This is a genomic window from Enterococcus sp. AZ089 (assembly GCF_050547225.1).
In the GTDB taxonomy this organism is placed as follows: domain Bacteria; phylum Bacillota; class Bacilli; order Lactobacillales; family Enterococcaceae; genus Enterococcus_D; species Enterococcus_D entomosocium.
On record NZ_CP172954.1, the window covers coordinates 798,804 to 824,350 of the forward strand.

Sequence of the window (25,547 nt, forward strand, 5' to 3'; positions counted from 1 at the left end):
GAACCATGCAATACTATCAAAATGAACAGGAGCATCCTGTGTCTAAAGGTTGTAATTAACAAGTCATCACCATCATCAGAAGGCGAAGTTTGTAGATAGGTGAAAGATAGGAAAGCGTATCGTATTTAAACGAATATAAAAGGAGAATGTTATGAAAAGGAAATTTTGGGGCTATTTGTCATTGGCGATCTTGTTAAGTCAGCCTGTGTTGGCACCTTTGGCACAAGTTATGGCTGAGGAACAGGAAACCGTTCCATCAAACAAGGAAATAACGACACTAGGAACATTAGAAAAAGTGGAGGAGACTACTGAAACAGTCGCTTCTTCTCGTATAGAAGAATTCAACGGGGACACCACAAGTAACTCAGAATCGCAAGAAGTATTTAATGATGATGAGAAAAATGGCTCGACGGAAAGTACAGAAAAAAAACTACCTGATTCAAGTGAAGACACAGCTAGCTTGGCAACCGAATCGTCAGCAGAAATGAAAGAGGCATTCTCTGATCGCAGCGTTCCATTGGACGCTTGGATGCCGGATAAGAATTTGCAAAATGAGGTAGCGAAAGGGCTAAACAAAACAGTTGATACAATCACTCAAGAAGATATGGCGAATCTAAAACAGCTAGATTTTTCTTCTTTAGTCAAAGACACAGTAGTCGATTTTACTGGCTTAGAATACGCTAGCAACTTACAAGCGTTATATACGACGTCTATTATTGCTGCGAATGTTCCCAAAATCACTATGGCGGACAATGCAACATTGTTTACCCGTCCTAATGTACTAGCACAAATTTTTCCAAAAGGATCTTTTTCAAATATCCACATAGGAAATTATGATGCCTATTTGACAGCCCAAGAATTAATTGGGGTTGGTCAATATCTTAGTGGATGGGTTACAGACTATCTGACGGTCTATGCAAGTAGCATGACGGATTTTTCTAAGTTAGAGCTATCTGCAGAACACCATCAAAATTCCCAACTATCTATTATGACTCAGGAGAAAATACTATTAGAGCCAATGTTAGTAAAAGACGGCCAATCTGATGTTCTTTATAAAGACCGTATGATGGTTGATACCCAAGGAAATGCGTTGCTCTCTTCTTTGTCCAACAAAAAGTATTCTTATTCGATTCGGGGGATAGATAAAAATGGCTATATCTTTCCCTTATATGAAAATGATGGGTTTGAACTTACTGAAGAAGGGATTCAATTTAAAAATATTCCCGCCAATGTTGATTATTTATCAATCACTTCTCTTGTTCCTAATCGTTTATCCACCGAGAGAGCTGCTAGTACAGGTACCATTCAATATTTAGTGAATTATCAAATACCAGTGAAGTATGTGAATACTGCAGAAGATGTGACCGTCAAGTATGTTGATGAAAATAAAAAGACATTGTTACCAGACGTCACTTTATCAGGGGTTGTTGGTGAACCGTATACGACACAAGAAGAGCCGATTGCTGGCTATACATTGAAAGAAATCCAAGGGGATAAAACAGGTACTTTCAGTGATACCTCGCAAGAAGTCGTTTATGTATACAAACGCAGTGATGCTGCACCAGTGACGGTAAAATACGAAGATACAGAAGGTAATCAGTTAGCCGAACCAACGATTCTGAACGGCAAAGTAGGTTTGCCGTATGAGAGCAAGTCAGAATCTATTTCTGGTTGGTATGTAGCCCAAACACCCGACAATGCCAAAGGCATCTTCAGTGACACCGCGCAAGAAGTGGTCTATGTGTACGAACGTAGTGATGCCGCACCCGTGACGGTAAGATACGAAGATACAGAAGGCAATCAGTTAGCCGAACCAACGATTCTGAACGGCAAAGCAGGTTTGCCGTATGAGAGTGAAGCCAAAGAACTTTCAGGCTGGACGGTGACTCAAACGCCAGCGAATGCCAAAGGCATCTTCGGCGACACCGCGCAAGAAGTGGTCTATGTGTATGAACGTAGTGATGCTGCACCCGTGACGGTAAAATACGAAGATACAGAAGGCAATCAGTTAGCCGAACCAACGATTCTGAACGGCAAAGTAGGTTTGCCGTATGAGAGTGAAGCCAAAGAACTTTCAGGCTGGACGGTTTCTCAAATACCAAGCAATGCCAAAGGGATGTTCAGTACTACCGCACAAGAAGTCATCTATGTGTACGGTGCTGAAAAAGAGAATAAACCAGAGGATGATTCAGGAGCAGATACGCCTGAATCAGAAAACAAAACCCCTGAAGAAGAAAAAGAGGATAAATCAGGAAACAAAGACAATCAAATGAACACACAAACCAACACACAAACCGACGGGAAAAGTAAATTACCTGCCACAGGAGAGCAACTAACAGGTCAACGAATCATGGGCTTTTTGGGAACGATCATTGTTCTATTTTCTTTCTTAGCAATTTGGCGAAGAAAAAGAAAAACTGAGAATTAAAGCTTCTCTATAAAGAGTAAAATATGTCCAGAATGGACGATTGGTTTAAAAAGTTAACCTTTTATGGAGTGGGGCGATCCACTCCTTTTTTGTAGGATGGATTGGACGGTTTCCTCGTCTCCTTAATCTTTGAATGGATTTTATCTGACTATTCCCAGTAGCTCAAAGAATTTCTGATCATTTGAGACTCTGATTCTTTATCAGACTAACGTTCCAAGACAATCTCGAATAACAGAATTATTTAGCAAGAATGTTTCATTGAGAGAAACGAATGAATCAACACCTAGGAAATGAAAATGCACGTTTAAAAGAGTATAATTACTGTAAAACTAAAGTTAAGAGGTATTACTATGTATAAATTTCTTTTAACTAAATTGGATCAAGATGTCTATGAGCTATTTGCGTATTTTTTTGAACATGCCATTGATCGTGAACTACTGAGTGACCTTGCGGATCATGTGCATTTATCAAAAAGAAGAATCGTTTTAGTTTTTGAGCGTGCCAGAGACTTACAAAAATCATACCCTTTTTTTGAAATCGACATGCGAGAAGGAAGGGAGCTAGCCCTTGATTTTGCGCCTAATTTTTTGTTGTCAAAATTCTATTCGGTTATGTTAGCAGAAAGTATGCCCTTTCAAATTTTAGACAGACTCTTTAGTGATAAATACGTGTCTTTGGAAGAAACCGCCCAACAACATTATGTCAGTAATCGAACGGTTCAAAGAAAGCTCAAGGAAGTAGAAACGATTCTTGAGAATTATCAAATCAAATTGAATTTAAAAAAGAAACCGTTATTTGTAGCGGAAGAATACCGAATTCGTCATTTTTTCCATATCATGTATTGGCAGATCTATGATGCGACGAATGTGCGTTATATTGGATTGTCGAAGCAAAGTGTTCGTGCATTGAAGGAGAAGTTGACAAGTTATCCTAGTTTTTATCGTGGTATCGATCAGGAAAAATTTATTCAACTGCTTGCACTAAGTCTTTATCGTTTTAAAAGAGGTTTTCCGGTAAAAGAGATTCCTCAAGAGATGAAGAAAATGGTCCATCACACGATTTCCTACGAGCAATTCAAAGAAGAGCTCATAAAACCATTGCTAAACGCTAACTTGATTCTAAGTGACGTTCCAGAAACAGAGTTTCTCTTCTTATATTATATGTTTTCTGTGATGACGACGTATTTGCCTGAAGAGATTCCTAGCCAACTAAGAGTTGTTGATCACTTCTCGGAAGGATCAATTGCAACAGCAAGACTGTTTGCAAAAACTGCTCAGAAGATCTTTCTCGTCCCTGAAGGGGAGATCGAGTATCTTTTCGTTAATGCCTTGAACATTCATTCTGTGTCACTCCTCTTTGCGTCGAAAAATAAAATTGATGCTTTTGGAAAAACGACAACGGATAAAGATTATCGCAGAGTCTTTCCCAAAATTTTTCCACTCGTGCAGGAGATGTACCAATCGTTAGCCCAACAATCCCCAATTTTTACTACCATGTATGCTTCCAATAATCGACTGCTTTTTCAATACAGCATGCTTCTTTCAATTGTAGCAAAAATCGATCGAACGACAGTCCGCATCTTTCATGAATCAAAATTTGGAAAAATTCAAGAAATCAGACAAAAAGAACGATTGAAACGCTGGTTTGGCTATACCCTCGCTTTCGTTTCAGAAAAACCAGATTTTGTGGTGACCGATTATCCAGTTGATTGGCAAGCCTTTTTGGACCAAAATCCAAACGTCCAATTTTTTAAGTGGAATAGCTTTCCAACCGGTGACCGGTGGCTGGAACTAATTGAAGCGGTGGAAACATTTCAAAATACCTCCAATAAAAAATACAATGAAAATGATTGATTTACCCAAGATCAGCAAACAGGCAGTATTCTCAAATCTGAGAGGACTGCCTGTTTTTCTTTATAGCCAGAGGATAGAAATTTGCTGAACAACAGTGTCACACCTTCTATAGCTTGCGAAGTATGTTCGGAGATAAAGGTGATTATGTAAATGAACTGTACTAACTAGAATCAGTATTTATATAACAGGACGTATTTTGTATTTAATCAGTCACATATTGACGCGTTTCCAGCTAAAAATCGTGTGATAATACAGACATACAAAGCTGGAATAAATCATTTTACATAAGAATCAACCATTAAAATACAGGAGGTGCTGGAGATGGAGGAACCATTTAAAATCCACACATTGCAAGAATATTTGAACTTTTATATTGAGGAATCTGAACGGCTTTTCAGTAAAGATGAGTATGGAAAAATCAAAGAAAAAATCCATAGAAACTGTTTAGAAATTCGCATGGCGATTCAAGAAATCAATCAAAAAAATTTTTTCGAACAGCTTGCGAAAATCAATACCCTTGAAGCAGAGATTTTGATTATTTTAGAGTGTAGTGAGCTTCGAGGCAGTGACAGTGTTGTGCCTTTTACTGAAGCGGAAATCTTGCAAGTGGCAAAAGAAGACAGCAAGACTTACTTTAAAGAAAGGTGCGGGCTGACATTGATCGCCCCAACCCCTCATTCCTTGCATTTTTCGGTGGAGTAGGAATTTATCAGTTGGAATGTACGGATTGACGCTCAAAGACAAAAAAAGCAATAATATGACCAAGTCAATTAACAGACATGGTTTTTATTATGAAAATAAATAGAAAGGGGAAACAAAACGAATGAAGCGATACGATATCAATGAGGACTGGGCACTTTCAGGTGTGATTGAAGCGGGAAATTTTGTTTTCGTGGGCTATTGCGTGGGGAACATCGGGCAGCCAATAGAGCAACAGATTGTAGGGGCATTGAATCATTTAGAAGAACGTTTGAAATTAGTCGATTTGACATTTGCAAATGTGGTTCAAATGGATGTACTTTTTAAAGATGTGTTTGATATTCCAGTGATGGAGAAGATCTTGAAAGAAACCTTCCATGGGAAATTTCCGGTTAGAAAATCAATTCAGACAGCTTTCGCTCATTCTGGAGAGGTAGGCATTCTTTTTCAAATCGATGCCATTGCTTTTAAGGAAGATCAGGGAAAGTAAGTACCTAGAAATCAAAATGGGCTTCGATGTTTTTGCTTGTTAGCCGTAGGATAAGGGGAGAAGATCAAGGGCGTCTTGGCTGTTTCTATGAATAAGAATGATAAACAAAAGGGGCTGAATATCCAGTCTCTTTTTTTTTATCTCTATACAGCTATTTTTTCCTTCGAGATAATTGGATTGATCGGATAAACCCAAAGTTTTTTACGAGGACTCCGAACGCTTTGTAAACATAGTGTGAACCAGTTCTAGGAAGCAAGTTAAGCTATATTTCTTTAATTTGTTCACACTTTCAGAGACGCAGTTGTTCATATTCTTTATTTTCGTTTTATAAAATAGGACTTATTTTGTCATTTTCATGACAATTATTGTCGTGTTCGTCCCTGAAAACCATGCAATAATGCAGTCATAAGGAATGAGTCAGCGAACGTATTACATAGATGTAAGAAGTAGTTGTCAATGGGCAGCTTTTTTTAATTGGAGAGAGTGTAGCTGATCTTATTTACTTAATTTGAAAGAGGGAAAAGCAATGAAAAAACCAGCGAAGAAAGAACTTTTATCACGTATTCTGATCAGTTCTTCTGTTTTTATATTAGGCAGCCCATTGATCACGCAAGCAATTGTCAGTGTTCCGGCAGTAGCTGAAACGATCAGCACTTCAACGACAGAAGAAGTAACACGAAGTACAAATGAATTCATATCTGAACAACAAGAAGGAATAGTCGAACAAGCTACAGGTGAAGAAACCGTCGATTCAGAAACACAAGTAGTAGAAAGTACAGGGGAACATGGGGCATCGGAGTCATCACAAGCAAGTGAAGATCAAGTGGAACCATCCACAGAGCAAATGACAGAATCCTCCAGTGAGCCAGAAGCCGCTGAGAGCAGTACAACATCTGATGAGGAGTCGAAAACAAAAGTAGCGGAAGCAGAAAATATCCTTTGGTCAGGTAACTGGGGAACCGCTCCAGCCACATTAGATATTGAAGGGGTTTTGACTGTAGGAGCAGGTACATTGACAACGGCGGTGGACCAAGTGATTCCTTTAACGGAAGAACTTAAAAATATGGTCATAAAAAAAGTTATTCTCACTGCGCCCGTCATTCTGCCAGCCGATGTGGCAGGTTTGTTCGAGAGCTACTCCCACTATGGCACTGTACCCTCTCAATTGAATGAGATTGTTGGGCTGACTTATCTTGATACGAGTCAAGCCACCACGATGAATAGTATGTTTTATGGCTATAGCGGATCTACATTAGATTTATCGAATTTTGATAGCACCGGTGTTATAAATTCTTTAGGTGCTGGGATGAACCAGTTTTTAGCAAATGTACGCTATCTAAGAGAATTAACATTAGGACCAAAATTCAGTTTTGTTGGGTGGAACAATTGGCCAGGCAATTCCTATCCGGTGAACTTGGTTGACCCAAGTGGGATGTACGGATGGAATTCAAGTTATTATACCGGCTACTGGCAAAATGTAGGGACAGGTACCATAGATGCGCCATACGGTGAACATATATTAAAATCAGAGGAGCTAGTGCTGATTTACGATGGCACGACGATGGCTGACACCTATGTATGGCAGCCTCGGTTTATTGAAGGAGCACCAGTCACAGTCAATTACCTAGATGAAGAGGGTAATGAATTATTGCCACCTAATGTATTGACTGGTGGAAATATTGGCGATTCAATTGAAGTTGTTCCTGAGGATATTCCTAACTATACATTGAAGGAAGTTCAAGGAGAGGAAAAAATTGTCTTTAGCAATGTTCCGCAAACGGTCACGTATATCTATAATCCTAAAATAGAAAGTAATGAGGAAAGAAAAATTGTCGCACGAGTCATTCACTATTTGCATGAAGACGGTACAGAAGCTGCTCCAGATAAAGTAGACACAGTTGAATTTACTCGAGAAGTAAGGACGAATCTAGCCACTGGCGAAGAAACCTTTGGTGAATGGCAAGCAAGAGATGATGATACGATATTTGATTTAGTCAAGAGTCCAGAGATAGTCAACTACTATACAGACAGGGAGTTTATCGATGAAGTTATCGATGTAAAGGCCGATTCAGAAGATATTGAAGAATTTGTCATGTACTCGCCAAAGATAGTCGAATCTACGGAGACCAAAGAAGTCAAGCGAATGATCCATTATGTGTATGAAGATGGTAAAGAAGCCGCGCCAGACAATGTCGATACGGTCACCTTTACACGCACAGTGACAACGAATGAAGCAACAGGGAAAAATACCTATGGCGAATGGCAAGCCAAAGATGATGATACGACGTTTGACGAAGTGTTAAGTCCAGAAATTGACAAATACAATGCAGATCAAAAAACGGTTGATAAAGTCACAGATTTGACGGCAGAATCAGAAGATCTCGAAATAACTGTGACTTATTTGCCAAACATGATCGAATCTACGGAGACCAAAGAAGTCAAGCGAATGATCCATTATGTGTATGAAGATGGTAAAGAAGCCGCGCCAGACAGTGTCGACACGGTCACCTTTACACGCACAGTGACAACGAATGAAGCAACAGGGAAAAATACCTATGGCGAATGGCAAGCCCAAGATGATGACACGATGTTTGATGAAGTGTTAAGTCCAGAAATAGACAAGTACAATGCAGACCAAAAAATGGTTGAGAAAGTCACTGAGTTGACTGCAGAATCAGAAGATCGCGAAGTGACTGTCACTTATTCGCCAAACATGACCGAATCTACGGAGACCAAAGAAGTCAACCAAACGATCCATTATGTGTATGGAGATGGCAAAGAAGCCGCGCCAGACAAAACGGACACTGTTACTTTTACACGAACTGTCACAATAAATGAAGCAACAGGTGACAAAACTTTTGGCGAATGGCAAGCGAAAGATGATGACACGAAATTTGACGAAGTGAAGAGTCCTGAGATCAAGAACTATCACGCAGACAAAACAAGCATCGAGGAAGTCACAGGTTTGACAGCAGAAGACAAGGATCGTGAAGTGACTGTTACTTACTCACCAAATATGACCGAGTCAACAGAAACCAAAGAAGTCAAACGAATGATCCATTATGTGTATGGAGATGGCAAAGAAGCCGCGCCAGACAAAACGGACACTGTTACTTTTACACGAACTGTCACAATAAATGAAGCAACAGGTGACAAAACTTTTGGCGAATGGCAAGCGAAAGATGATGACACGAAATTTGACGAAGTGAAGAGTCCTGAGATCAAGAACTATCACGCAGACAAAACAAGCATCGAGGAAGTCACAGGTTTGACAGCAGAAGACAAGGATCGTGAAGTGACTGTTACTTACTCACCAAATATGACCGAGTCAACAGAAACCAAAGAAGTCAAACGAATGATCCATTTTGTATATGAAGACGGCAAAGAAGCCGCCCCAGACAAAGTAGACACGGTTACGTTCACTCGAACGGTCACCACGAACGAAGCAACTGGCAACAAGACCTATGGCGAATGGCAAGCCCAAGATGATGATACGATGTTTGATGAAGTGTTAAGTCCAGAAATTGACAAATACAATGCGGACCAAAAAACGGTTGATAAAGTCACAGGTCTGACTGCAGAATCAGAAGATCGCGAAGTGACTGTCACTTATTCGCCAAATATGATCGAATCTACGGAGACCAAAGAGGTCAAACAAACGATCCATTATATGTATGAAGACGGCAAAGAAGCCGCGCCAGATAAAGTAGACACGGTCACGTTCACGCGGACGGTCACCGCCAACGAAGCAACTGGTGACAAGACCTATGGAGAATGGCAAGCCAAAGGTGATGATACAACATTTGATGAAGTGAAGAGTCCTGAAATCAAGAACTATCATGCAGACAAAGCAACAGTCGAAGAAGTTACAGGGCTGACAGAAAAATCAGAAAATCGTGAAGTAACAATCACTTACTCACCAAATATGACCGAAACAACAGAAACCAAAGAAGTCAAGCAAACGATCCATTATATGTATGAAGACGGCAAAGAAGCCGCGCCAGATAAAGTAGACACGGTCACGTTCACGCGGACGGTCACCGCCAACGAAGCAACTGGTGACAAGACCTATGGCGAATGGCAAGCCAAAGAAAACGATACGACATTTAACGAAGTGAAGAGCCCAGAAATTAAGAACCATTATGCAGACAAAGCAACAGTCGAAGAAGTTACAGGGCTGACAGAAAAATCAGAAAATCGTGAAGTAACAATCACTTACTCACCAAATATGACCGAAACAACAGAAACCAAAGAAGTCAAGCAAACGATCCATTATATGTATGAAGACGGCAAAGAAGCCGCGCCAGATAAAGTAGACACGGTCACGTTCACGCGGACGGTCACCGCCAACGAAGCAACTGGTGACAAGACCTATGGCGAATGGCAAGCCAAAGAAAACGATACGACATTTGACGAAGTGAAGAGTCCTGAGATTAAGAACTATCACGCAGACAAAACAAGCATCGAGGAAGTCACAGGTTTGACGGCAGAGGACAAAAATCGTGAAGTGACTGTTACTTATTCGCCAAACATGATTGAATCTACGGAGACCAAAGAAGTCAACCAAGCAATCCATTATGTGTATGAAGATGGCAAAGAAGCCGCGCCAGATAAAGTAGACACGGTCACGTTCACGCGGACGGTCACCACCAACGAAGCAACAGGTGATAAGACCTATGGCGAATGGCAAGCCAAAGAAAACGATACGACATTTGACGAAGTGAAGAGTCCTGAGATTAAGAACTATACCGTCGATAAGGAAACGATCGAAGCAGTTACAGGAGTAGCGGTTGATAATCAAGACATCGAAGTCACCGTTACGTATGTGCCAAAAATGGAAACCGCAACAGAAACTGAGGAAGTCAAGCAAACGATTCATTACGTCTATGAAGATGGTAGCAAAGCGGCGGACGATCATACCGATAAAGTCACGTTCACCCGGGTGATAGCAAAGAATTTGGCAACTGGTGTAGTGACCTATGGCGAATGGAAGGCAAAAGACAACGACACGACTTTTGCTGAAATTTCCAGCCCAATGATTGAATATTGCACACCAGATAATGAGTTGATCGAAGCAATTACGAATATTCAACCCGATGCAAAAGATACCGAGTTGACTGTGATCTACAAAGCAAATACGGAAACGAAAGAGGAAAGTAAAGAGGTTTCGCGGACGATTCATTATGTTTATGAAGATGGTAGCCAAGCGGCAGAAAGTTATACGGAAACCTTAACCTATACACGCACGGGAACAACCAATCTGCTGACTGGTGAAGTCGCATATAGTGACTGGGCAGCCACAAATGGTGACACGACATTTGATGAGGTGAAAAGCAAGCAAATTGAGGGCTACACGGCAGACCAGACGACAGTCAAAGAACAAACAGGAATGACTGCAGAAGATGAAGATACGGAGCTGACTGTGACGTATATAAAAAATGCAACAGACGAAGCCAATCCAACAGACTCATCAAAAGAGTCAAGCAACACGCCAAATGATCAGACAAAAACAGATGATAACACATCGTCTACTGATATGAAAATAACGACTAACGTATCAGAAACAACAAGAACAGTCACGAGTGAAAAAAGTCTTCCAAAAACAGGAGAGAAAGAGGAACCCTTCATATTATACGCTGGAGTGACTATGGCGGTATCATCCCTGCTAGCATTTTTCTTAAGACGCTTAAGACAGAAACGAAAATAAGAAATCAGAAAAAGCTTTCTTATGAAATGGAATAGAATACTGGCGAAGTAGAAGACTGCTGATAATTTCCCATACTAATCTTGGAAATTTATCAGCAGTCTTTTCATTATGATTTGAAGCTTGTTCAAGTACTATCACACACCAAACCTTCTGACCACTTCAATAGAAAAACTCCTTCGTTTTCTGAAGAAAATTATGATATGATTTTGTGACAGAGACACGCTATGAAAGATAAAGGGAGGGATGGAACTATGAAGATAAAACAAGTGAGTGAAAACTATGATATCACACCACATACTCTTAGGTACTATGAACAAATTGGTTTGCTATCACCCAACTATACTGAGAATGGGTATCGAGATTACTCATACGAGGATATTGAGCGATTAAATACCATTAGAGACCTGCGTTTTTTTGATGTGTCACTTGAGGAAATTAAGAACTACTTGGATACAAAGAATAAAGCGCTGACTAAAGAAATCCTTCATTTCGAGATGGAGCAATTAGAAGACAGAATCCATGCGTTAAAAGAGAAACAAGATTTGTTAAAAGAGCGAATTGACTTGCTTGTCTACGCTGAAAAAAAGCAAAACCATGAAATTGAACGTACATTTTATGAAGAACGGTACCTTGTTTTAAGTCAAGAGAAAGACACAATGGGGAAAGACTTGTACTTTGAACTTAAACGCCTGCACAAACAATTTGAAAAAGAACTGCATGCCAATAATCAAAATGTTTTCGGAACGATTTTACTGCCGCACGAAGACGCATTTAGGCATCAAGTTTTCTATTGTCTGACAAACGATTTGGCAGATGAGAAGGCATTTACAATGCCTGCAGGAGAGTATCTCGCTATTTATTATACGGGCACATATAAGCAGCGCTTAGCTGCTTTAGCAGAACTAAAAAGTTACCTAAAGAAAAATAGACTGGTCGCGAAAGGAAATTTTTATGAGTTCTACTTGATTGATTTTCATGAGACGAATTTACCGGAAGAATACGTGAGTAAAATAGAAATTCTCCTTGATCAACCCGATTAAAACGGAATCGATCAAGGAGAAACGTATCTATTGGTACTTAGTGATTCAGCAAGTTTATCGATAAGATGACTTATGAAATAGAACTGTTCTTATTTCTCTACTTTGGTATCCATTGAGTAGGTGGGAGTAGTTTCCTTTAGAATGACTCGTGTTACGTGCTTTTCAGATTCTACTAATAAGAAAAGTAGAGTTGCTGGGAGAACACTGATAAGCAGTTCGGATAAAGTTAAAGAGGTGGTCTGTAAGATACTTTGCAATGGTGAAAAATAGACCATTCCTAATTGGAGAATCGCCATAACAAGTAATGAGTAAATCAAGGCTTTATTCTGCTTGATTTTGTTACTGAAGGCTGAATCCGTGATCTCACGACAGTTGATCATGTAAAAAGCTTGACCGAAAACGATCGCATTGATCAAAACGGTTTGTCTGACAGCTTCGTCGCCGAATGCATTCATCGTTAGAAAGCCGAAGAAGGTCAAGAGTAGGCCGACATAAACGATTCGAAAGAGTGTATATTTGGAAATGATTTTTTCTTTCATATCACGAGGTGCTCGATTCATGATCATTTTGTGAGCTGGTTCAAAACCTAACGCATAGGAGAGTGTAATTGACGCAACTAGATTTAACCAAAGAATCTGCACTGTGCTTAGTGGTAAAGGAAGATTTCCCAACATAGAAACGATCAGCAAAAGCCCCTGGGCCAGACAGGTTGGCAAGTAGAAGAGGATCGTCTTTTTTAAATTATCAAAAATTCGACGGCCTTCTTTGATTGCTTTTGCAATCGTTTCAAAATTATCGTCAATGAGGATCATGTCGGCAGCTTGTTTACTAACATCGCTTCCTTTAATTCCCATGGCGATCCCTACATCTGCTTTTCTAAGTGCGGGTGCGTCATTGACCCCATCACCAGTCATTCCAACGATTTCGCCTTGTTCTTGTAAATAAGTAACGATCATCAGTTTATGCTCAGGTGTCGTTCGGGCAAAAATATTGGTATTTTTTACCACTCTTTGCCACTCATCTGTGGATAAACGATCCAATTCAGTTCCAGTGATTGCCCGTTCAGAATGGTCGATTCCTAATTTTTTGGCAATCGCTTTTGCGGTCGTTGGGTGATCCCCGGTGATCATTACGACTCTGACCCCGGCTTTTTTACAATCTGCTACCGCTTCGATCGCTGATTCTTTTGCTGGATCGATAATGCCAGCTAATCCGATGATTACGAGCTCGTCCATCTCTTCATGAGTCAATTCAGTCGTTGTATCTACATCTTTATAAGCAAACGCGATCACTCGTTGTCCCTCTGAAGCAAAAGCCAAATTGATCTTTTCCCACTGTGCATGATCAAACTCCGCTATCTGCCCATCAATATGTGCAGCAGTCGCTTTATTTAAAACGATATCTGGAGCACCCTTTACAAAAATCCGCTTTTTCCCATTGATCAAATGGCTTGTTGCCATATACTTATATTTTGAGTCAAAAGGTAATGTTTCTAGACTCTTGATCCGCGGTGTGCCAATACGATTGGTCCAACGTAATAAAGCTAATTCTGTTGCATTTCCGGTCACTGGACAGTGGCGATCATCGAAACTCTGTGTTTCTTGACAGTTTTGCATGATTTTGGCTAGCAGTTCGTTGTTCGAAGAATCTGTTTGGTCTTCATGATCAATCACTGTTACCTGATTATTAGAAAACACATTGGTAAGGGTCATATCGTTTTTGGTCAAAGTACCTGTTTTATCAGAACAGATGACTGTCATTGAGCCAAGTGTTTCGACAGTAGGCAATCCCTTTACGATCGCATTTTGCTCAGACATATTTTTCACGCCGGAAGACAGAATAATCGTCAAGATAGAAGGCAATCCCTCAGGAATAGAAGAAACGATCAAAGCAATGATTGCTGACACGATATACATCGGACTCATGCCATAAATGAAGTAGCTGATCAATCCTAATAAGAAGATAAAGACGCCGATCCCTTTAAAAATAGCATGATTCATTTCGTTCACTTTTTTCAATAAAGGGGTTTCTTTCACTTCAATGGTTGCTAAAGAAGCATTGATTTTACCAATCTCAGTGTCCGAGCCAATTTCAACAACGAGCCCTTTTCCAGTTCCTGACTGTACTTGCGTACCTGAATACGCCATATTGGTTCGTTCAGCAAGTGCTATTTGCCCCTCTAAACGAGCACTTGTTTTTACGACTGCATCAGGCTCTCCAGTCAGAATCGATTCATCGATTTTTAGTTCATTCACGGTTTCCATACGCAAATCAGCAGGAATAACATCACCAGGTGATAAATAAACACGGTCCCCTGGAATCAAATCTTCTGCATCGATTGAAAGACGTCCGTTTTCAGATTCGACTGTCGCCTTTGAACTAAGTAATTTTGAAATGCTAGATAGTGAATCATCTGCTTTTCTCTCTTGGTAGTAACCAATCATTGCGTTTAAAACGACAACGAGTAAAACGATCGCTCCTTCAACTAAACTTCCCGTAATAAATTTTAAAACAGCTGCACCGATCAAGACATACATTAACGCATCGTGGAAGTAAGATAAAAACTTCTTCCATTCGGGTGTCTTTTCTGATGCTTGTAATTTATTTTTCCCGTGTTTTTCTTGATACGCTTTACGTACCTCATTTGTGATAAGCGTCTTACTTGTCGCTGACTGCACCTTTTCAATATCCAAATTATGCCATTGTTTCATTATTTTCCCTCCGTTTTCTTTACATGAATAGCATAAAGGTTAGAGTGACTATAAGGTCAAACGTTTTTTGAAAATATTTTTTACCTATAGGCTAATTGCAAAAAAAATTCTTTAGATGGGCTGAAAATGGCGATTTGGATCCGTGTTTCGTTATAGGAGTCAAGGCGCTTGATTGATGAAGGTACCTACAAAAAGGCTAGCAAAACTATTATCAAATGGCTAAATCAATGTCCGCTGGTAAACTTGATGCCCAAAATACCAACTATTAATAAGACGACGAAAACCCAAGTCAGAAGGGATAGCTGGTCTTTAAAGAACACGACCCCCACAATAATCGATCCCACCGCACCTATCCCTGTCCAAACAGGATAAGCGATACTTAATGGTAGGTTTTTGACCGCTAAAGCCAAGAAGCCAAAACTGAAAAGCATTCCGATGACTGTTGAAATACTATACCAAAAGTGGCTAAACCCGTTGCTCAGTTTCATGGTAGATGCCCATACGACCTCAAAAAATCCTCCTAAAAGTAAATAAATCCATGTCATAATTTATTCTCCTCCTCAAAAAAAAATAAGCATTCAGTAAACTCTTCAAGGACCTAATGAGTTTACCAAACACTTCTATCACCCGGTGGTGTTTTGGATATTCAATTAATGTAACAATAATAAAATCTTAGCTGAAAAGGGAGAGATTGTCAAACTCTCTGAATTCAGAATCTTTTCATTTACTAACCATAGTTTGCATGCATTTCACAAAAGTTAGAATCAACAAAAGGAGCTGGATTCCCCAGCTCCTTTTATAATTGCTTGATACAGCTCAAAAAGTGGTGATAGTCACTTTTTTGTAAGATTGCTTGTTGAATATCTTCACGATCCATCAATTCTAATAAAAGACTATAGATTTCTTCGGTATCTTCATATTCGTCTTTTTGAATCGCAAAGAGAAAGACAAATTTAACCAAATCACCATTTCCCCAATCAACACCATCAGGAATGATCGCCACTGAAACGGCTGAGCGTTTTGCCAGCAATGTCATGGGGTGGGGGATAGCAAGCCACTCGTTAATATTGGTCTGATTGATTGCTTCTCGTTTTTTCACACTGTCATAAAAATCTTGGGGCACAAAATCTTTTTGGTACAATTGCTGCGCCATTTTCTTTAGTAAGGTTTCTTTATCTGCATGATTTTCATGAAGAAAAAATGCTTTTTGAAACAATGAATAGATGCCGTCTTTTGTTTCACTGAGCGTTTCAATGAACGGTTCGATTTTGCCAATTTCTTTATCTAGCTTGGCCATGTTGATGTAAATAGAGGGAACCGAAAACTGTTCTAATGGAACGGTTGTGATCACAAAATCAATCGCAGAAAGATCACATTGTTGTAGCTCGACGTAAGAAAAGCGATCAACGACTTCGATCGTTTCTTGATAGTGCTTGATAATTTTTGCTTCAATAATACGACTCATGGCTCGACCAGTTCCACAAACAAGGATGACGCGATGTTTATGATGATTTCTGATGGAATTCCTTTCCATAGCACCTGCGATGTGCAAAGCGATATAGCCGATCTCATCAGGAGAAAAATAAAAACCGTGTTTCAGGCTTACCGTTTCTAAATGAGTCAAACATAAATCATAAGCCTGTGGAAAAGATTTTTTGATCGTTGTCAGCAATGGATTGCTACGGCGTGCATCCATTAGATTCATATTGATAAAGCCCTCAATATGAGATGTCAGATCTTCTATTAGCATCTTGTCTGTCTCTAATGCATAGTTTGACGTCTGTTTGATCGCAGTTAATAATTCTTCCACAATGGCTTTCGCAGTTTTCGTGGAAGAATCGCTTGCATCGCCTGTTTCAACTAAACGTGGTGCGTTCATCGCGAGATAGTAAATGAAGTATTGTTTTTCTCCAGCAGTCAATTGTATATCAAATGCATGATCGATTTCTTCTAAGAAGTGACCTACAACTTTCTGGGCGTCTTTTTTGAGCGCGGGCACATGCAAGGGAAATTCGTTGATCTGATGACCGGCTATAAAGCGACTGATTGCTAAAGCAAAATGAGAAAGAATGTTTTTATGATAGTAATCAGAGTCTAATAAGTCTAAGGGTGCCAGATGATTTAATGACAATTCTTGCAAGCGGGTTAGATCAATCGTATCAAACAACTCAAGTTCCATTTCCGTGAAGCCGACCAAATACTCTTGGAGATCTTTTTCAATCAACAGATCACTGATTGCTTGGCGTTTGGCGAATTCGTTACCCAAGACTTCAAAGCCAATATTTGGACGATTTACTATTTTTAATTGATAGGTCGCTAAATTGTCTCGAGCCGTTTTTAAGTATGAGTAAAAGGTGTTTTTACTAATAAATAATCGATCAAGAAAATCATCCAAGGATAAAGGGGTTTCATTCTTAAATAAAAGGAAAAGTAGATAAGCTTGTCGTTCTTCACTCGTAGTTAGAAAGGACTCGGTAGTCGACATACTTTCAGTCCACCAGTCATGAAATCGTTCTTTTGAACCAATAGACAACAAATAGCCTTGTCCTCGAATCAACTTGATGGAGGCTCCTACATTTGTTAACAAATCATTCAAATTTGCAATGTCGGTCCGAACCGTTCGCTCAGAAATCGAGAAGCTTTTTGTTAACTCCTTCATTGGTAGCGGCGCCGTTTGTCTAGTTAATACTTCCATTAGATCATCTAATCGTTGATAAGCAAGTTTTGACACTTGTTTCACCTCCGTGCTCTTTCTCATCATACAATAGAAAGAATAAGAAGGAAATGCTTCACCAGTACCGAAAGTTTCCAGAAGAGTTGGCAATCATTTTGGAAAACGCTTTACTAATGAGTGCCGCTTGAATTGGAAATTTGTTGTGTTTACATGGTGAATCAGAAACCGTAAATTAAACGTGTACAGAAAATAAACCACACGAATTACGCTAATGGTTTCATAATAAAGGAAAGGAGCAGATGAGATGGATTTTCAGGAAAAAAGTATTCTCTTGAATGTGGCTGTTACATCAAAAGAAGAACTGTTTCACGTAATTGCGCATCATGCCTATGAATCAGGGATCGTTACCAATGCAGCAGATACATGTGAGGCATTCATTGAACGGGAAGCACAATATTCAACCGGCTTACAAGAAGGCTTTGCTATTCCACATGCAAAAGCTGAACCGGTTTTGGAACCGACCGTTTTGTTTATTCGTTTAGAGCAAGCCATCGAATGGGAAACTTTCGATGATTCGGCAGTCAAAAATGTGTTTGCTTTGATGGTCCCTAAAAAAGATGAAGGAACGGTGCATCTGCAAATGCTGAGTCGTCTAGCAACCGCATTGCTTGAAGAGACATTCATCCAGCAGATTCAACAATCAGAAGACAAAGCTTATTTAGCAGAATTGATCAAAAAGGAAATGATGGGAGAGAAAATTATATGAAAATAGTAGGGATTTCCGCCTGTCCAGCAGGATTGGCACATACACCGATGGCGGCAAAAGCTTTAGAAAAAGCTGGTGCGAAACTTGGCTATGAGGTCAAGATCGAACAGCAAGGCTCGTTAGGGCAAGTCAATGAGATCACTGCAGCCGAAGCAAAAGAAGCAGATTTCTTGCTTTTAGCGACTGACCAAAAAGTTGTTGGGATGGAACGGTTTGAAGGAAAACCGCAAATTCGAGTAAATATCAATACGTGTATCAAAGCACCGGAAGCGGTGCTGAAGAAATGTGTCGCTGCTGTTGAACAAAGAAACGCAAACTAAAGGAAAGAGGCAAGGATGATGAAAAGAGTTCTAGCAGATTTAAAAGGCCACTTGATGAGTGGAATTAGTTTTGTACTGCCATTGATTATTGGTGCTTCACTGGTTGTTGCCATTCCGAAAATGATTGCTCTTGGTATGGGGATCACAAGCTTAGATCCTTATGCTGACACGGAAGGCTTTAAACATGCGCTTTATTTGATTGAACAAGTAGGGTGGACAGGAATCGGCTTGATCAATACTGTCTTGGCTGGTTTTATCGCGTATTCTGTTGGAGATAAGGCTGCGCTAGGTGCCGGCTTTATCGGTGGTGCAGTCGCTTCTAGCACCAATGCTGGGTTTTTAGGGGCAGTTATTGCTGGGTTCTTAGCAGGATACTTAGTGAAGTGGGCGAAAGAACATATCAAATTACCGGAGTCGTTTGCTGGGGTGATGCCGCTGGTAATTTTACCCTTGATTGCTACATTGTCTGTAGCAATCGTCATGGGCGCCTTACTCTCTGAGCCATTGGCGTGGATCAATACTAGTTTGGTTGAATGGATCCGAACCATGATTGAAAATGACGTTAACAAAATTTTACTGGCAGTCATCATGGGGGCAATGATTGGCTCTGACTTAGGGGGACCTGTAAACAAAGCTGCTTGGATGGCAGGAAATGTGTTACTAGCGGAAGGGGTCTTTTTGCCAGCTATCATCGTGAATGTTGCGATTTGTGCGGTACCATTTGGATATGCCTTAGCAACTTTGTTCCACAAAAATCGATTCAACAAAGAGCTACTGGATGCTGGGCGTAATAACTTTATTATGGGGTTCATCGGAATCACAGAAGGAGCAATTCCTTTTACATTAGTCAATCCATTACGGCTTGTGCCGATCAACATGTTGGGAGGAGCAATCGCTTCTGGTTTGGGGATCGCATTAGGAATGTATGACAAAATGCCGCCAGTTGGGGGAATATACGGCTTCTTCACTGTTGGAAACGGTTGGGCGTATTTGATTGGACTATTTGCAGGAGCAGCCTTCATCGGTTTTGTCGCGCCTTTATTCGTGAATTTCAATAAGCAAGAAGAACAAACAGAAGATATTGCCCTCGATGATATTGAAGTGAGCTTTGAAAATTAAGCAACAAGGCTGATTAGCTAAATAGTAGCAAAAGAAAAGGCACGAGCAGGTGATTTTTCAAGAACGCTTTAAGGCATCTGACAATGTCAAGACTTGGGGAAGAAAACGAGAGTATTTGAAGAGAATCGATTTTCAAAATTCGAAGTATTTGTGTAAGAATCAAATTATGTGTACCAGATGGTAAAAAAATTGAGAAAAATTAATAGGCACGAACGACACCCATCGTTACGTGCCTTTTCTAATCACGGGAGAGGAATGATTGAATGAAAAAAACAGTACATGTCGTACCCCACAGTCATTGGGATCGCGAATGGTATTTTACGACGAGTCGCTCGAAAATCTATTTGATGCACGATCTAAAAAACGTCATTGAACAACTAGAAAAGGATGATCCTTATGAAAGTTTTATCTTAGATGGACAGGCTTCTCTGTTAGATGATTACTTGAAATGGCGTCCGCAGGACAAAGAAAGGATTCAACAACTTGTTCAACAAGGGAAGTTGATCATTGGTCCATGGTACACACAAACCGATCAATTAGTGATTTCGGGAGAAAGCATTGTTCGAAATATGTTATATGGCATGAAAATTTGTGAAGCATTCGGAACCTACATGAATGTCGGCTATGTGCCAGATTCTTTCGGACAAGCAGCTAGTATGCCGCAAATCTATCGTGAGTTTGGTATCACTGACACGATGTTTTGGCGCGGTGTCAGTGATGACGATGTTAAATGCACAGAGTACAAATGGCGTGGAGAAGATGGTTCTGTGGTCAATGTTTATCAGATCCCAAGTGGGTACTACATTGGAGGTGCCATTCCTGAGCGAGAAGTAGAATTAGCAAAGTTCTTACATCAAGAACCGTTTAAAACGACTTGGGGACGCAGTGCAACGGATCAAGTGTATTTTCCAAATGGTTTCGATCAAGCACCAGTTAGAGAAAATCTTCCAGAATTGGTTGATCGAATGAATCAACTGTATCAGGATGAGTATGTGTTACAATTTTCAACGATCGAAAAATACATTGCTGCGGTCAAAGCACGCCATCCTGAGTTGGAAGAAATCGCTGGTGAACTGATCAACGGCAAATTGATGCGAATCCACAAAACGATTTTTTCTTCACGTCCTGATTTGAAGGCGATGAACACCCAGATCCAACATTACTTAGTCAATGTCATGGAGCCTATCTTAACCATGGCTATGCAATTAGGATTTGAGTACCCCGTAGAAACAGTCATAGAGATTTGGAAGTTAATGTTTGAAAATGCGGCGCATGATTCGATTGGTTCTTGTGTTTCTGATACGACCAACGAAGATATCTATATGCGCTATAAGCAAGCGCGAGATATTTCTATGAATCTTGTCGAATTGACGTTACGACAGATTTCTACTGCAATCAACAACCCACAAGCAAAAGAAATTACTTTTACGCTTTTCAATACCTATGACACAAAACGTAATGGGGTGATCGAAGCAGAGGTTTATTTGCCGCAAAAAGAGTTTGCGATCCTTGACCAGTCAGGTCAGGCGTTACCTTATACGATTTTAGAGCTTACCGACCAAACGGAGTATGTGTTGAATCAGGGGAACATATTAGATCCAGTCAAGGAGATCTATTTGCCGGAGAAAGTCTATAAAGCAAAAATTGCCATAGAAACGACTGACGTGCCGAGTATGGGGTATACCCAGCTGACGATTGATTTAAAAGGTGATACAAGCGCACCATTGCAGGAGATTACAACCAATACGATCGAAAATGAGTACTATCAGATCACTGTCAATAGCAATGGTTCGTTGGATATTCTAGATAAAACCAATCAAGTACTTTATCAAAATCAAGGGATTATTGAAGAAAATGGCGACGATGGTGATTCATTCAATTATTCACCACCTGTGAAAGATTTTGTGATTTCATCAATTGATGCGCAACCAACGATCTCGATTCAGCAATCAGCAATCTACCAAAAGATTGATGTGGCATTCACGCTGAGGGTTCCGAAGGATTTAGCTGAACGTGCAGAAAAGAAGGTCTCGGCTTCACTGCCGATCCAATTGACGATCGTGTTGAAAAAACAATCGCAACAAATTGATTTCAACTTAACGGTTGAAAACCAACAAGTGGATAGTCATCGGGTATGTGTGCTATTTGATACCGGAATTGCCTCGAAATTTTCGCTGGCTGACCAACAGTTTGGTACGTTGCAGCGCCCCGTTGTGTTTGAAAAAGAAATGGCTCTTTGGGAAGCTAATAAAGAGCAATGGAATGAGCAGCCGATCGCCATAGAAACTTGTCAATCGTTTGTCGGTTTATTCGATGCATCCCATGGCGTATCAGTCATGCCCAAGGGTGTACGTGAATATGAGATCGTGGGGAAAGCGTTTGACACGATTCGCTTAACGATTTTCCGAACCTATGGCTTCATGGGGAAAGAGAATCTACTGTATCGACCAGGGCGTGCTTCAGGAGAATCAGTGATTGCAACACCAGCTGCGCAGTGTCACAAAAAGATGCATTTTGATTTCTCTGTTGCTTACTTTGCTAAAGGATTTGATCAAGCAAATGTTGCACAGCGTGCCAAACAAGCAGTAACACCGATCACTCTTTATCAATCCGCAGAATTCCTGAATTCCCGCTTGATATTTACTTTAGGGCCGGTTGAACCAACCTTACCGGCAAACTTTAGTCTTTTTGAGAACAATGGCAATTTGACCCTAAGTGTATTGAAAAAAGCCGAAGCTCGTCCAGGTTATATTTTGCGTCTATACAATGGGCTTTTAGATGAAGTTGGACACGCGACGATCACATTTAACCATCCAGTGAACGTAGTAGAAACAGTCGATTTAAAAGAAGCTACAAAAGAAGCACTTGTTGTGGAAAAGAATGTAGTCACTCTTGAAAAAATAGACCATGCAAAATTTGTGACATTGTATGTGGAGTAATTGCTAGTGATCGAGAGTAAGGATATTCAAACACAGAGTTGAAGAAAATTCATAGTGAAAAGGTCAACCTCCCGTATACATTTTAACCAGATGTGTATGGGAGGTAGGTTTTATTTTTGACTATTTTTAACAGTTTTTGTTGAGAGTCTATCAATTCACAGCAATGAAAGGCAAAGAATTTTCTCAGCAACAGCTTTTCCTAAAATTTCCCCTCCAGTTTGAGAAAAATGCAGATGATCCCCCGAATCAAATGCAGAAGCTAATCTCGTTTTATCAGAAGAATCTCTTACCATATCATTGATATCGATCGTATTTTCTTGCGTCATTAACCATTGATTAAACGCAGTTCGGATAGCTTCTTTTTCCTCGGTCCAACTCGGCTTTCCTTGGTTGTAAGAATAGTTAAAAGGGGGAAGCGTGAGGGGAACAAACGGAATGTCTGCTTTTTTTGCCAGATTCATTAGAACTTTGTAGTGTTTGATCAACTCCTCTTTGGTAGGTAATTCTGAAAGTGGTGAGCCCGTTCCTGGATGAAATAAGTCATTTAACCCAATCAAAGAAACAATCAAATCTGGCTTTTGATCCACGACATCTTCTTGGAACCTGTTTATCCCAGCAACCCCAAAGCTGTCTTTCCAACGAGAAATCCCTGAACCAGCATGTGTCAGACGATTGCCTGATATGCCAGCATTAAAGCTTGTTGCAATCAGACCACGTTTGTTTAGATTGTCGATGACACTATCACTAAAATATCCTTGATTCGTCAAAGAGTCGCCAAAAAAAGCAATGACTTTTGCATCAACTTTCGTTTCTAGAGCAACTGAAGTAATCCCAAAAATAAAGTTATTGGTTTCTCTTATATTCGAATGGACTACTTGATCAGATAGTAAGTTTGCCGAGGAAGATACTCGATTGATCTCGTTGGAAAATAATGCCTCTATCAGAATATCGGCTCCTTTGGTTACTGAAAAAACAATTTCATCTGTCCATAAAGTGAACCCAGCTGGGACAATGAATTGTGGTCGATTATCTAAGGTAATAACACTGGATTGTTGGTTTCCCGGATTACTACTGATTTTTATCGACTCTACGTTTAAATCAAAAGAATCATAGCGGTTACAAAGTTCGAGTGCTAATTGTTGTCCAGAAAGCGGCTGCTTGATTCTTAAACGTAATTTACGTCCATTAGGAGAAAAGTTTAGTACTTGGTAATTAGAAAATACTTGATGCCAAATTATTTTTTTCATCATATATCACCTTACAGTTCATCTGCAGCTTTCATTTTATCATTGAAACCAAAAAGCCAAGTCAAAAGAAAGGATAGCAAAAATGTTCCTATATGAGAGAGTAGATAAGCATAGAAGTTTTTATCGATCCCTGCAACCGGGTTGATAAAAGAGGCAAATCCTATAACCCCACCTGCGAATCCATAGTTGACCAAGTGAAGGAAACCTGCTAGAGCACCACCAAAAATATTTGAAAGGGTCACGAGATAGAAGACTTTTTTGTATTTTAGTAGAATACCATAGATTGCAGGTTCGCCAACACCGCATATTTGTGAAAGAGTGGCAGCAAAGGCAACTTGTTTTAGTTGAGCTTTTTTTGTTTTCAATGCGATTGAGCACGTTGCACCCGCAATACCCATCATCAATACAGACGAGAAGGCATTCATCATACTAAATCCGTTAACAGTTAAATCGTTGACGATGATCGGAATCAATGGCCAATGCATGCCGAAGACCACTAAGACTGGAAAAAGTGCGCAATAGACTGCTCCGCCAATAATCGTGTTAAAGTCAAAAATGGTACTAATTCCGAATGCTAGCCCATCACTAATAATCGTTATGATTGGTCCGATGATAAGAAGAACGGCTAAGCTTAGTACCAGAACTTCAACGATTGGTGACACAATGGAAGAAATCACGAGAGGAACAATTTTCTTTAAAAACTTTTCAACATACGTTGCTAACCAAGCAGCGACCAGAATAGGGAAAACCGAAGCTGTATAATTCATAATGGGGAATTCTATGCCAAAAATAACGACCTTCGCAGCTGTACTTGAAGCAATAGTGACTATATTTGGATGAATGAGTATCGCACCCACGACTGCCAGAACAATAGGATTCACCTTTAATTTTTGAGCTGCAGTAAAACCTAAGATGACAGGTAAAAAATAAAAAATGCCATCTGCAATCGTGCTAATCAATAGATAAGATTGCGAACTATCTTGTAATAAACCAAACGTCACCAACGAAGCTTGTAATCCTTTGATTATTCCAGCTCCTGCAAGAAGACCGATGACGGGCATCATTGAACCTGTAATTATGCCAATAAACTGATTGAAGCCATTTCGAAATAGCTGAAGAAAATCACTATTGGAATCATTTTCCACCACTCCCTCTGTAGAATCAAAGACTTGATCATTGTTTAACTGGCGCATTACTTCCTCGTAAATAGCATTTACTTTGTTTCCAACAACCACCTGATATTGTCCTTGAGCTTCTACTACGCCCATTACATCATCCAACTCTTTTATCTTAGTTGTATCGGCTTTCTCTTTGTCCACTAGATAGAAACGAACACGTGTAATGCAGTGGATCACATTTTTGATATTATTTTTTCCACCAACGTACTCAATCATGTACTCCGCTAACTGTTTGTCACTCATAATGAAACCTCCTCATTTCTTTTAACCGGTTAGGCCCATTTTAAATTTGTTTAAACAAATAATCAAGCATTTGTTTAAACAAATTTAAGTTATTTGTATAGGTAGAATGATATCATGTTATAATCAACTGAAA

The 25,547-nt window shown here is 39.9% G+C and carries 15 protein-coding genes; 10 read left to right on the plus strand and 5 right to left on the minus strand.

Going from position 1 to position 25,547, the window contains the following annotated elements; all coding sequences use genetic code 11:
- Positions 1-151 precede the first annotated feature (151 nt).
- The 6 genes from IGJ01_RS03670 (at position 152) to IGJ01_RS03695 (ending at position 12,217) form a co-directional block, all read left to right on the plus strand.
- A complete protein-coding gene (locus IGJ01_RS03670; protein ID WP_244733108.1) occupies positions 152-2,428 on the plus strand; it encodes a MucBP domain-containing protein in 2,277 nt (758 codons plus the stop codon).
- A 350-nt stretch (positions 2,429-2,778) separates the two neighbouring features.
- Positions 2,779-4,281 carry a helix-turn-helix domain-containing protein gene (locus tag IGJ01_RS03675; protein ID WP_430601414.1) on the plus strand — a complete coding sequence of 501 codons (1,503 nt, stop codon included), beginning with the start codon at positions 2,779-2,781 and terminating at the stop codon, positions 4,279-4,281.
- A gap of 321 nt (positions 4,282-4,602) precedes the next feature.
- Complete coding sequence (locus tag IGJ01_RS03680; protein WP_008377151.1) at positions 4,603-4,983, plus strand: DUF7006 family protein; 381 nt, start codon at positions 4,603-4,605, stop codon at positions 4,981-4,983.
- Between the two features lie 121 nt (positions 4,984-5,104).
- Positions 5,105-5,470 (plus strand): RidA family protein, encoded by a 366-nt coding sequence (locus IGJ01_RS03685; RefSeq protein WP_016622027.1) that lies wholly within the window; start codon positions 5,105-5,107, stop codon positions 5,468-5,470.
- A gap of 526 nt (positions 5,471-5,996) precedes the next feature.
- Positions 5,997-11,177, plus strand: coding sequence for a mucin-binding protein (locus tag IGJ01_RS03690; RefSeq protein WP_430601415.1), 5,181 nt, complete (start codon positions 5,997-5,999; stop codon positions 11,175-11,177).
- A gap of 251 nt (positions 11,178-11,428) precedes the next feature.
- Positions 11,429-12,217: a MerR family transcriptional regulator gene (locus IGJ01_RS03695; protein ID WP_176374326.1), complete on the plus strand. Its 789-nt coding sequence runs from the start codon at positions 11,429-11,431 to the stop codon at positions 12,215-12,217.
- 89 nt (positions 12,218-12,306) lie between these two features.
- Here the strand turns inward: IGJ01_RS03695 and IGJ01_RS03700 are convergent, their stop codons facing one another.
- The 3 genes from IGJ01_RS03700 to IGJ01_RS03710 form a co-directional block, all read right to left on the minus strand.
- The gene (locus tag IGJ01_RS03700; protein ID WP_430601416.1) at positions 12,307-14,928 is read right to left on the minus strand and encodes an HAD-IC family P-type ATPase; all 2,622 of its coding nucleotides are present in this window, start codon (positions 14,926-14,928) and stop codon (positions 12,307-12,309) included.
- A gap of 224 nt (positions 14,929-15,152) precedes the next feature.
- Positions 15,153-15,473: a DMT family transporter gene (locus IGJ01_RS03705; protein WP_005237430.1), complete on the minus strand. Its 321-nt coding sequence runs from the start codon at positions 15,471-15,473 to the stop codon at positions 15,153-15,155.
- Positions 15,474-15,724: 251 nt separating this feature from the next.
- The gene (locus IGJ01_RS03710) at positions 15,725-17,659 is read right to left on the minus strand and encodes a BglG family transcription antiterminator (RefSeq protein ID WP_244733112.1); all 1,935 of its coding nucleotides are present in this window, start codon (positions 17,657-17,659) and stop codon (positions 15,725-15,727) included.
- 247 nt (positions 17,660-17,906) lie between these two features.
- Here IGJ01_RS03710 and IGJ01_RS03715 point away from each other — a divergent pair, with 247 nt between their 5' ends.
- The 4 genes from IGJ01_RS03715 to mngB all read left to right on the plus strand — a co-directional run bounded on the left by IGJ01_RS03715 (position 17,907) and on the right by mngB (position 22,746).
- Positions 17,907-18,368, plus strand: coding sequence for a PTS sugar transporter subunit IIA (locus IGJ01_RS03715; protein ID WP_244733114.1), 462 nt, complete (start codon positions 17,907-17,909; stop codon positions 18,366-18,368).
- Positions 18,365-18,688: a PTS fructose transporter subunit IIB gene (locus IGJ01_RS03720; RefSeq protein ID WP_005237427.1), complete on the plus strand. Its 324-nt coding sequence runs from the start codon at positions 18,365-18,367 to the stop codon at positions 18,686-18,688. The genes IGJ01_RS03715 and IGJ01_RS03720 overlap by 4 nt, the downstream gene beginning before the upstream one ends.
- A gap of 18 nt (positions 18,689-18,706) precedes the next feature.
- Entirely contained in the window at positions 18,707-19,807 is a 1,101-nt protein-coding gene (locus IGJ01_RS03725; protein WP_008377165.1) for a PTS fructose transporter subunit IIC, read from the plus strand.
- Between the two features lie 263 nt (positions 19,808-20,070).
- The gene (gene mngB, locus IGJ01_RS03730; RefSeq protein ID WP_430601417.1) at positions 20,071-22,746 is read left to right on the plus strand and encodes a mannosylglycerate hydrolase; all 2,676 of its coding nucleotides are present in this window, start codon (positions 20,071-20,073) and stop codon (positions 22,744-22,746) included.
- A 155-nt stretch (positions 22,747-22,901) separates the two neighbouring features.
- Here mngB and IGJ01_RS03735 read toward each other — a convergent pair whose 3' ends face one another.
- Together IGJ01_RS03735 and IGJ01_RS03740 are read right to left on the minus strand one after the other, a co-directional pair.
- Complete coding sequence (locus IGJ01_RS03735; protein ID WP_430601418.1) at positions 22,902-23,993, minus strand: SGNH/GDSL hydrolase family protein; 1,092 nt, start codon at positions 23,991-23,993, stop codon at positions 22,902-22,904.
- A gap of 11 nt (positions 23,994-24,004) precedes the next feature.
- A complete protein-coding gene (locus IGJ01_RS03740) occupies positions 24,005-25,414 on the minus strand; it encodes a PTS transporter subunit EIIC (RefSeq protein ID WP_430601419.1) in 1,410 nt (469 codons plus the stop codon).
- Positions 25,415-25,547: the final 133 nt, after the last annotated feature.

What these genes read in the sequence shown, in the direction of transcription:
- IGJ01_RS03670 (WP_244733108.1), top strand. Translation starts at nt 152, where the DNA reads ATGAAAAGGAAATTTTGGGGCTATTTGTCATTGGCGATCTTGTTAAGT.
- IGJ01_RS03675 (WP_430601414.1), top strand. Translation starts at nt 2,779, where the DNA reads ATGTATAAATTTCTTTTAACTAAATTGGATCAAGATGTCTATGAGCTA.
- IGJ01_RS03680 (WP_008377151.1), top strand. Translation starts at nt 4,603, where the DNA reads ATGGAGGAACCATTTAAAATCCACACATTGCAAGAATATTTGAACTTT.
- IGJ01_RS03685 (WP_016622027.1), top strand. Translation starts at nt 5,105, where the DNA reads ATGAAGCGATACGATATCAATGAGGACTGGGCACTTTCAGGTGTGATT.
- IGJ01_RS03690 (WP_430601415.1), top strand. Translation starts at nt 5,997, where the DNA reads ATGAAAAAACCAGCGAAGAAAGAACTTTTATCACGTATTCTGATCAGT.
- IGJ01_RS03695 (WP_176374326.1), top strand. Translation starts at nt 11,429, where the DNA reads ATGAAGATAAAACAAGTGAGTGAAAACTATGATATCACACCACATACT.
- IGJ01_RS03700 (WP_430601416.1), bottom strand. Translation starts at nt 14,928, where the DNA reads ATGAAACAATGGCATAATTTGGATATTGAAAAGGTGCAGTCAGCGACA.
- IGJ01_RS03705 (WP_005237430.1), bottom strand. Translation starts at nt 15,473, where the DNA reads ATGACATGGATTTATTTACTTTTAGGAGGATTTTTTGAGGTCGTATGG.
- IGJ01_RS03715 (WP_244733114.1), top strand. Translation starts at nt 17,907, where the DNA reads ATGGATTTTCAGGAAAAAAGTATTCTCTTGAATGTGGCTGTTACATCA.
- IGJ01_RS03720 (WP_005237427.1), top strand. Translation starts at nt 18,365, where the DNA reads ATGAAAATAGTAGGGATTTCCGCCTGTCCAGCAGGATTGGCACATACA.
- IGJ01_RS03725 (WP_008377165.1), top strand. Translation starts at nt 18,707, where the DNA reads ATGAAAAGAGTTCTAGCAGATTTAAAAGGCCACTTGATGAGTGGAATT.
- mngB (WP_430601417.1), top strand. Translation starts at nt 20,071, where the DNA reads ATGAAAAAAACAGTACATGTCGTACCCCACAGTCATTGGGATCGCGAA.
- IGJ01_RS03735 (WP_430601418.1), bottom strand. Translation starts at nt 23,993, where the DNA reads ATGAAAAAAATAATTTGGCATCAAGTATTTTCTAATTACCAAGTACTA.
- IGJ01_RS03740 (WP_430601419.1), bottom strand. Translation starts at nt 25,414, where the DNA reads ATGAGTGACAAACAGTTAGCGGAGTACATGATTGAGTACGTTGGTGGA.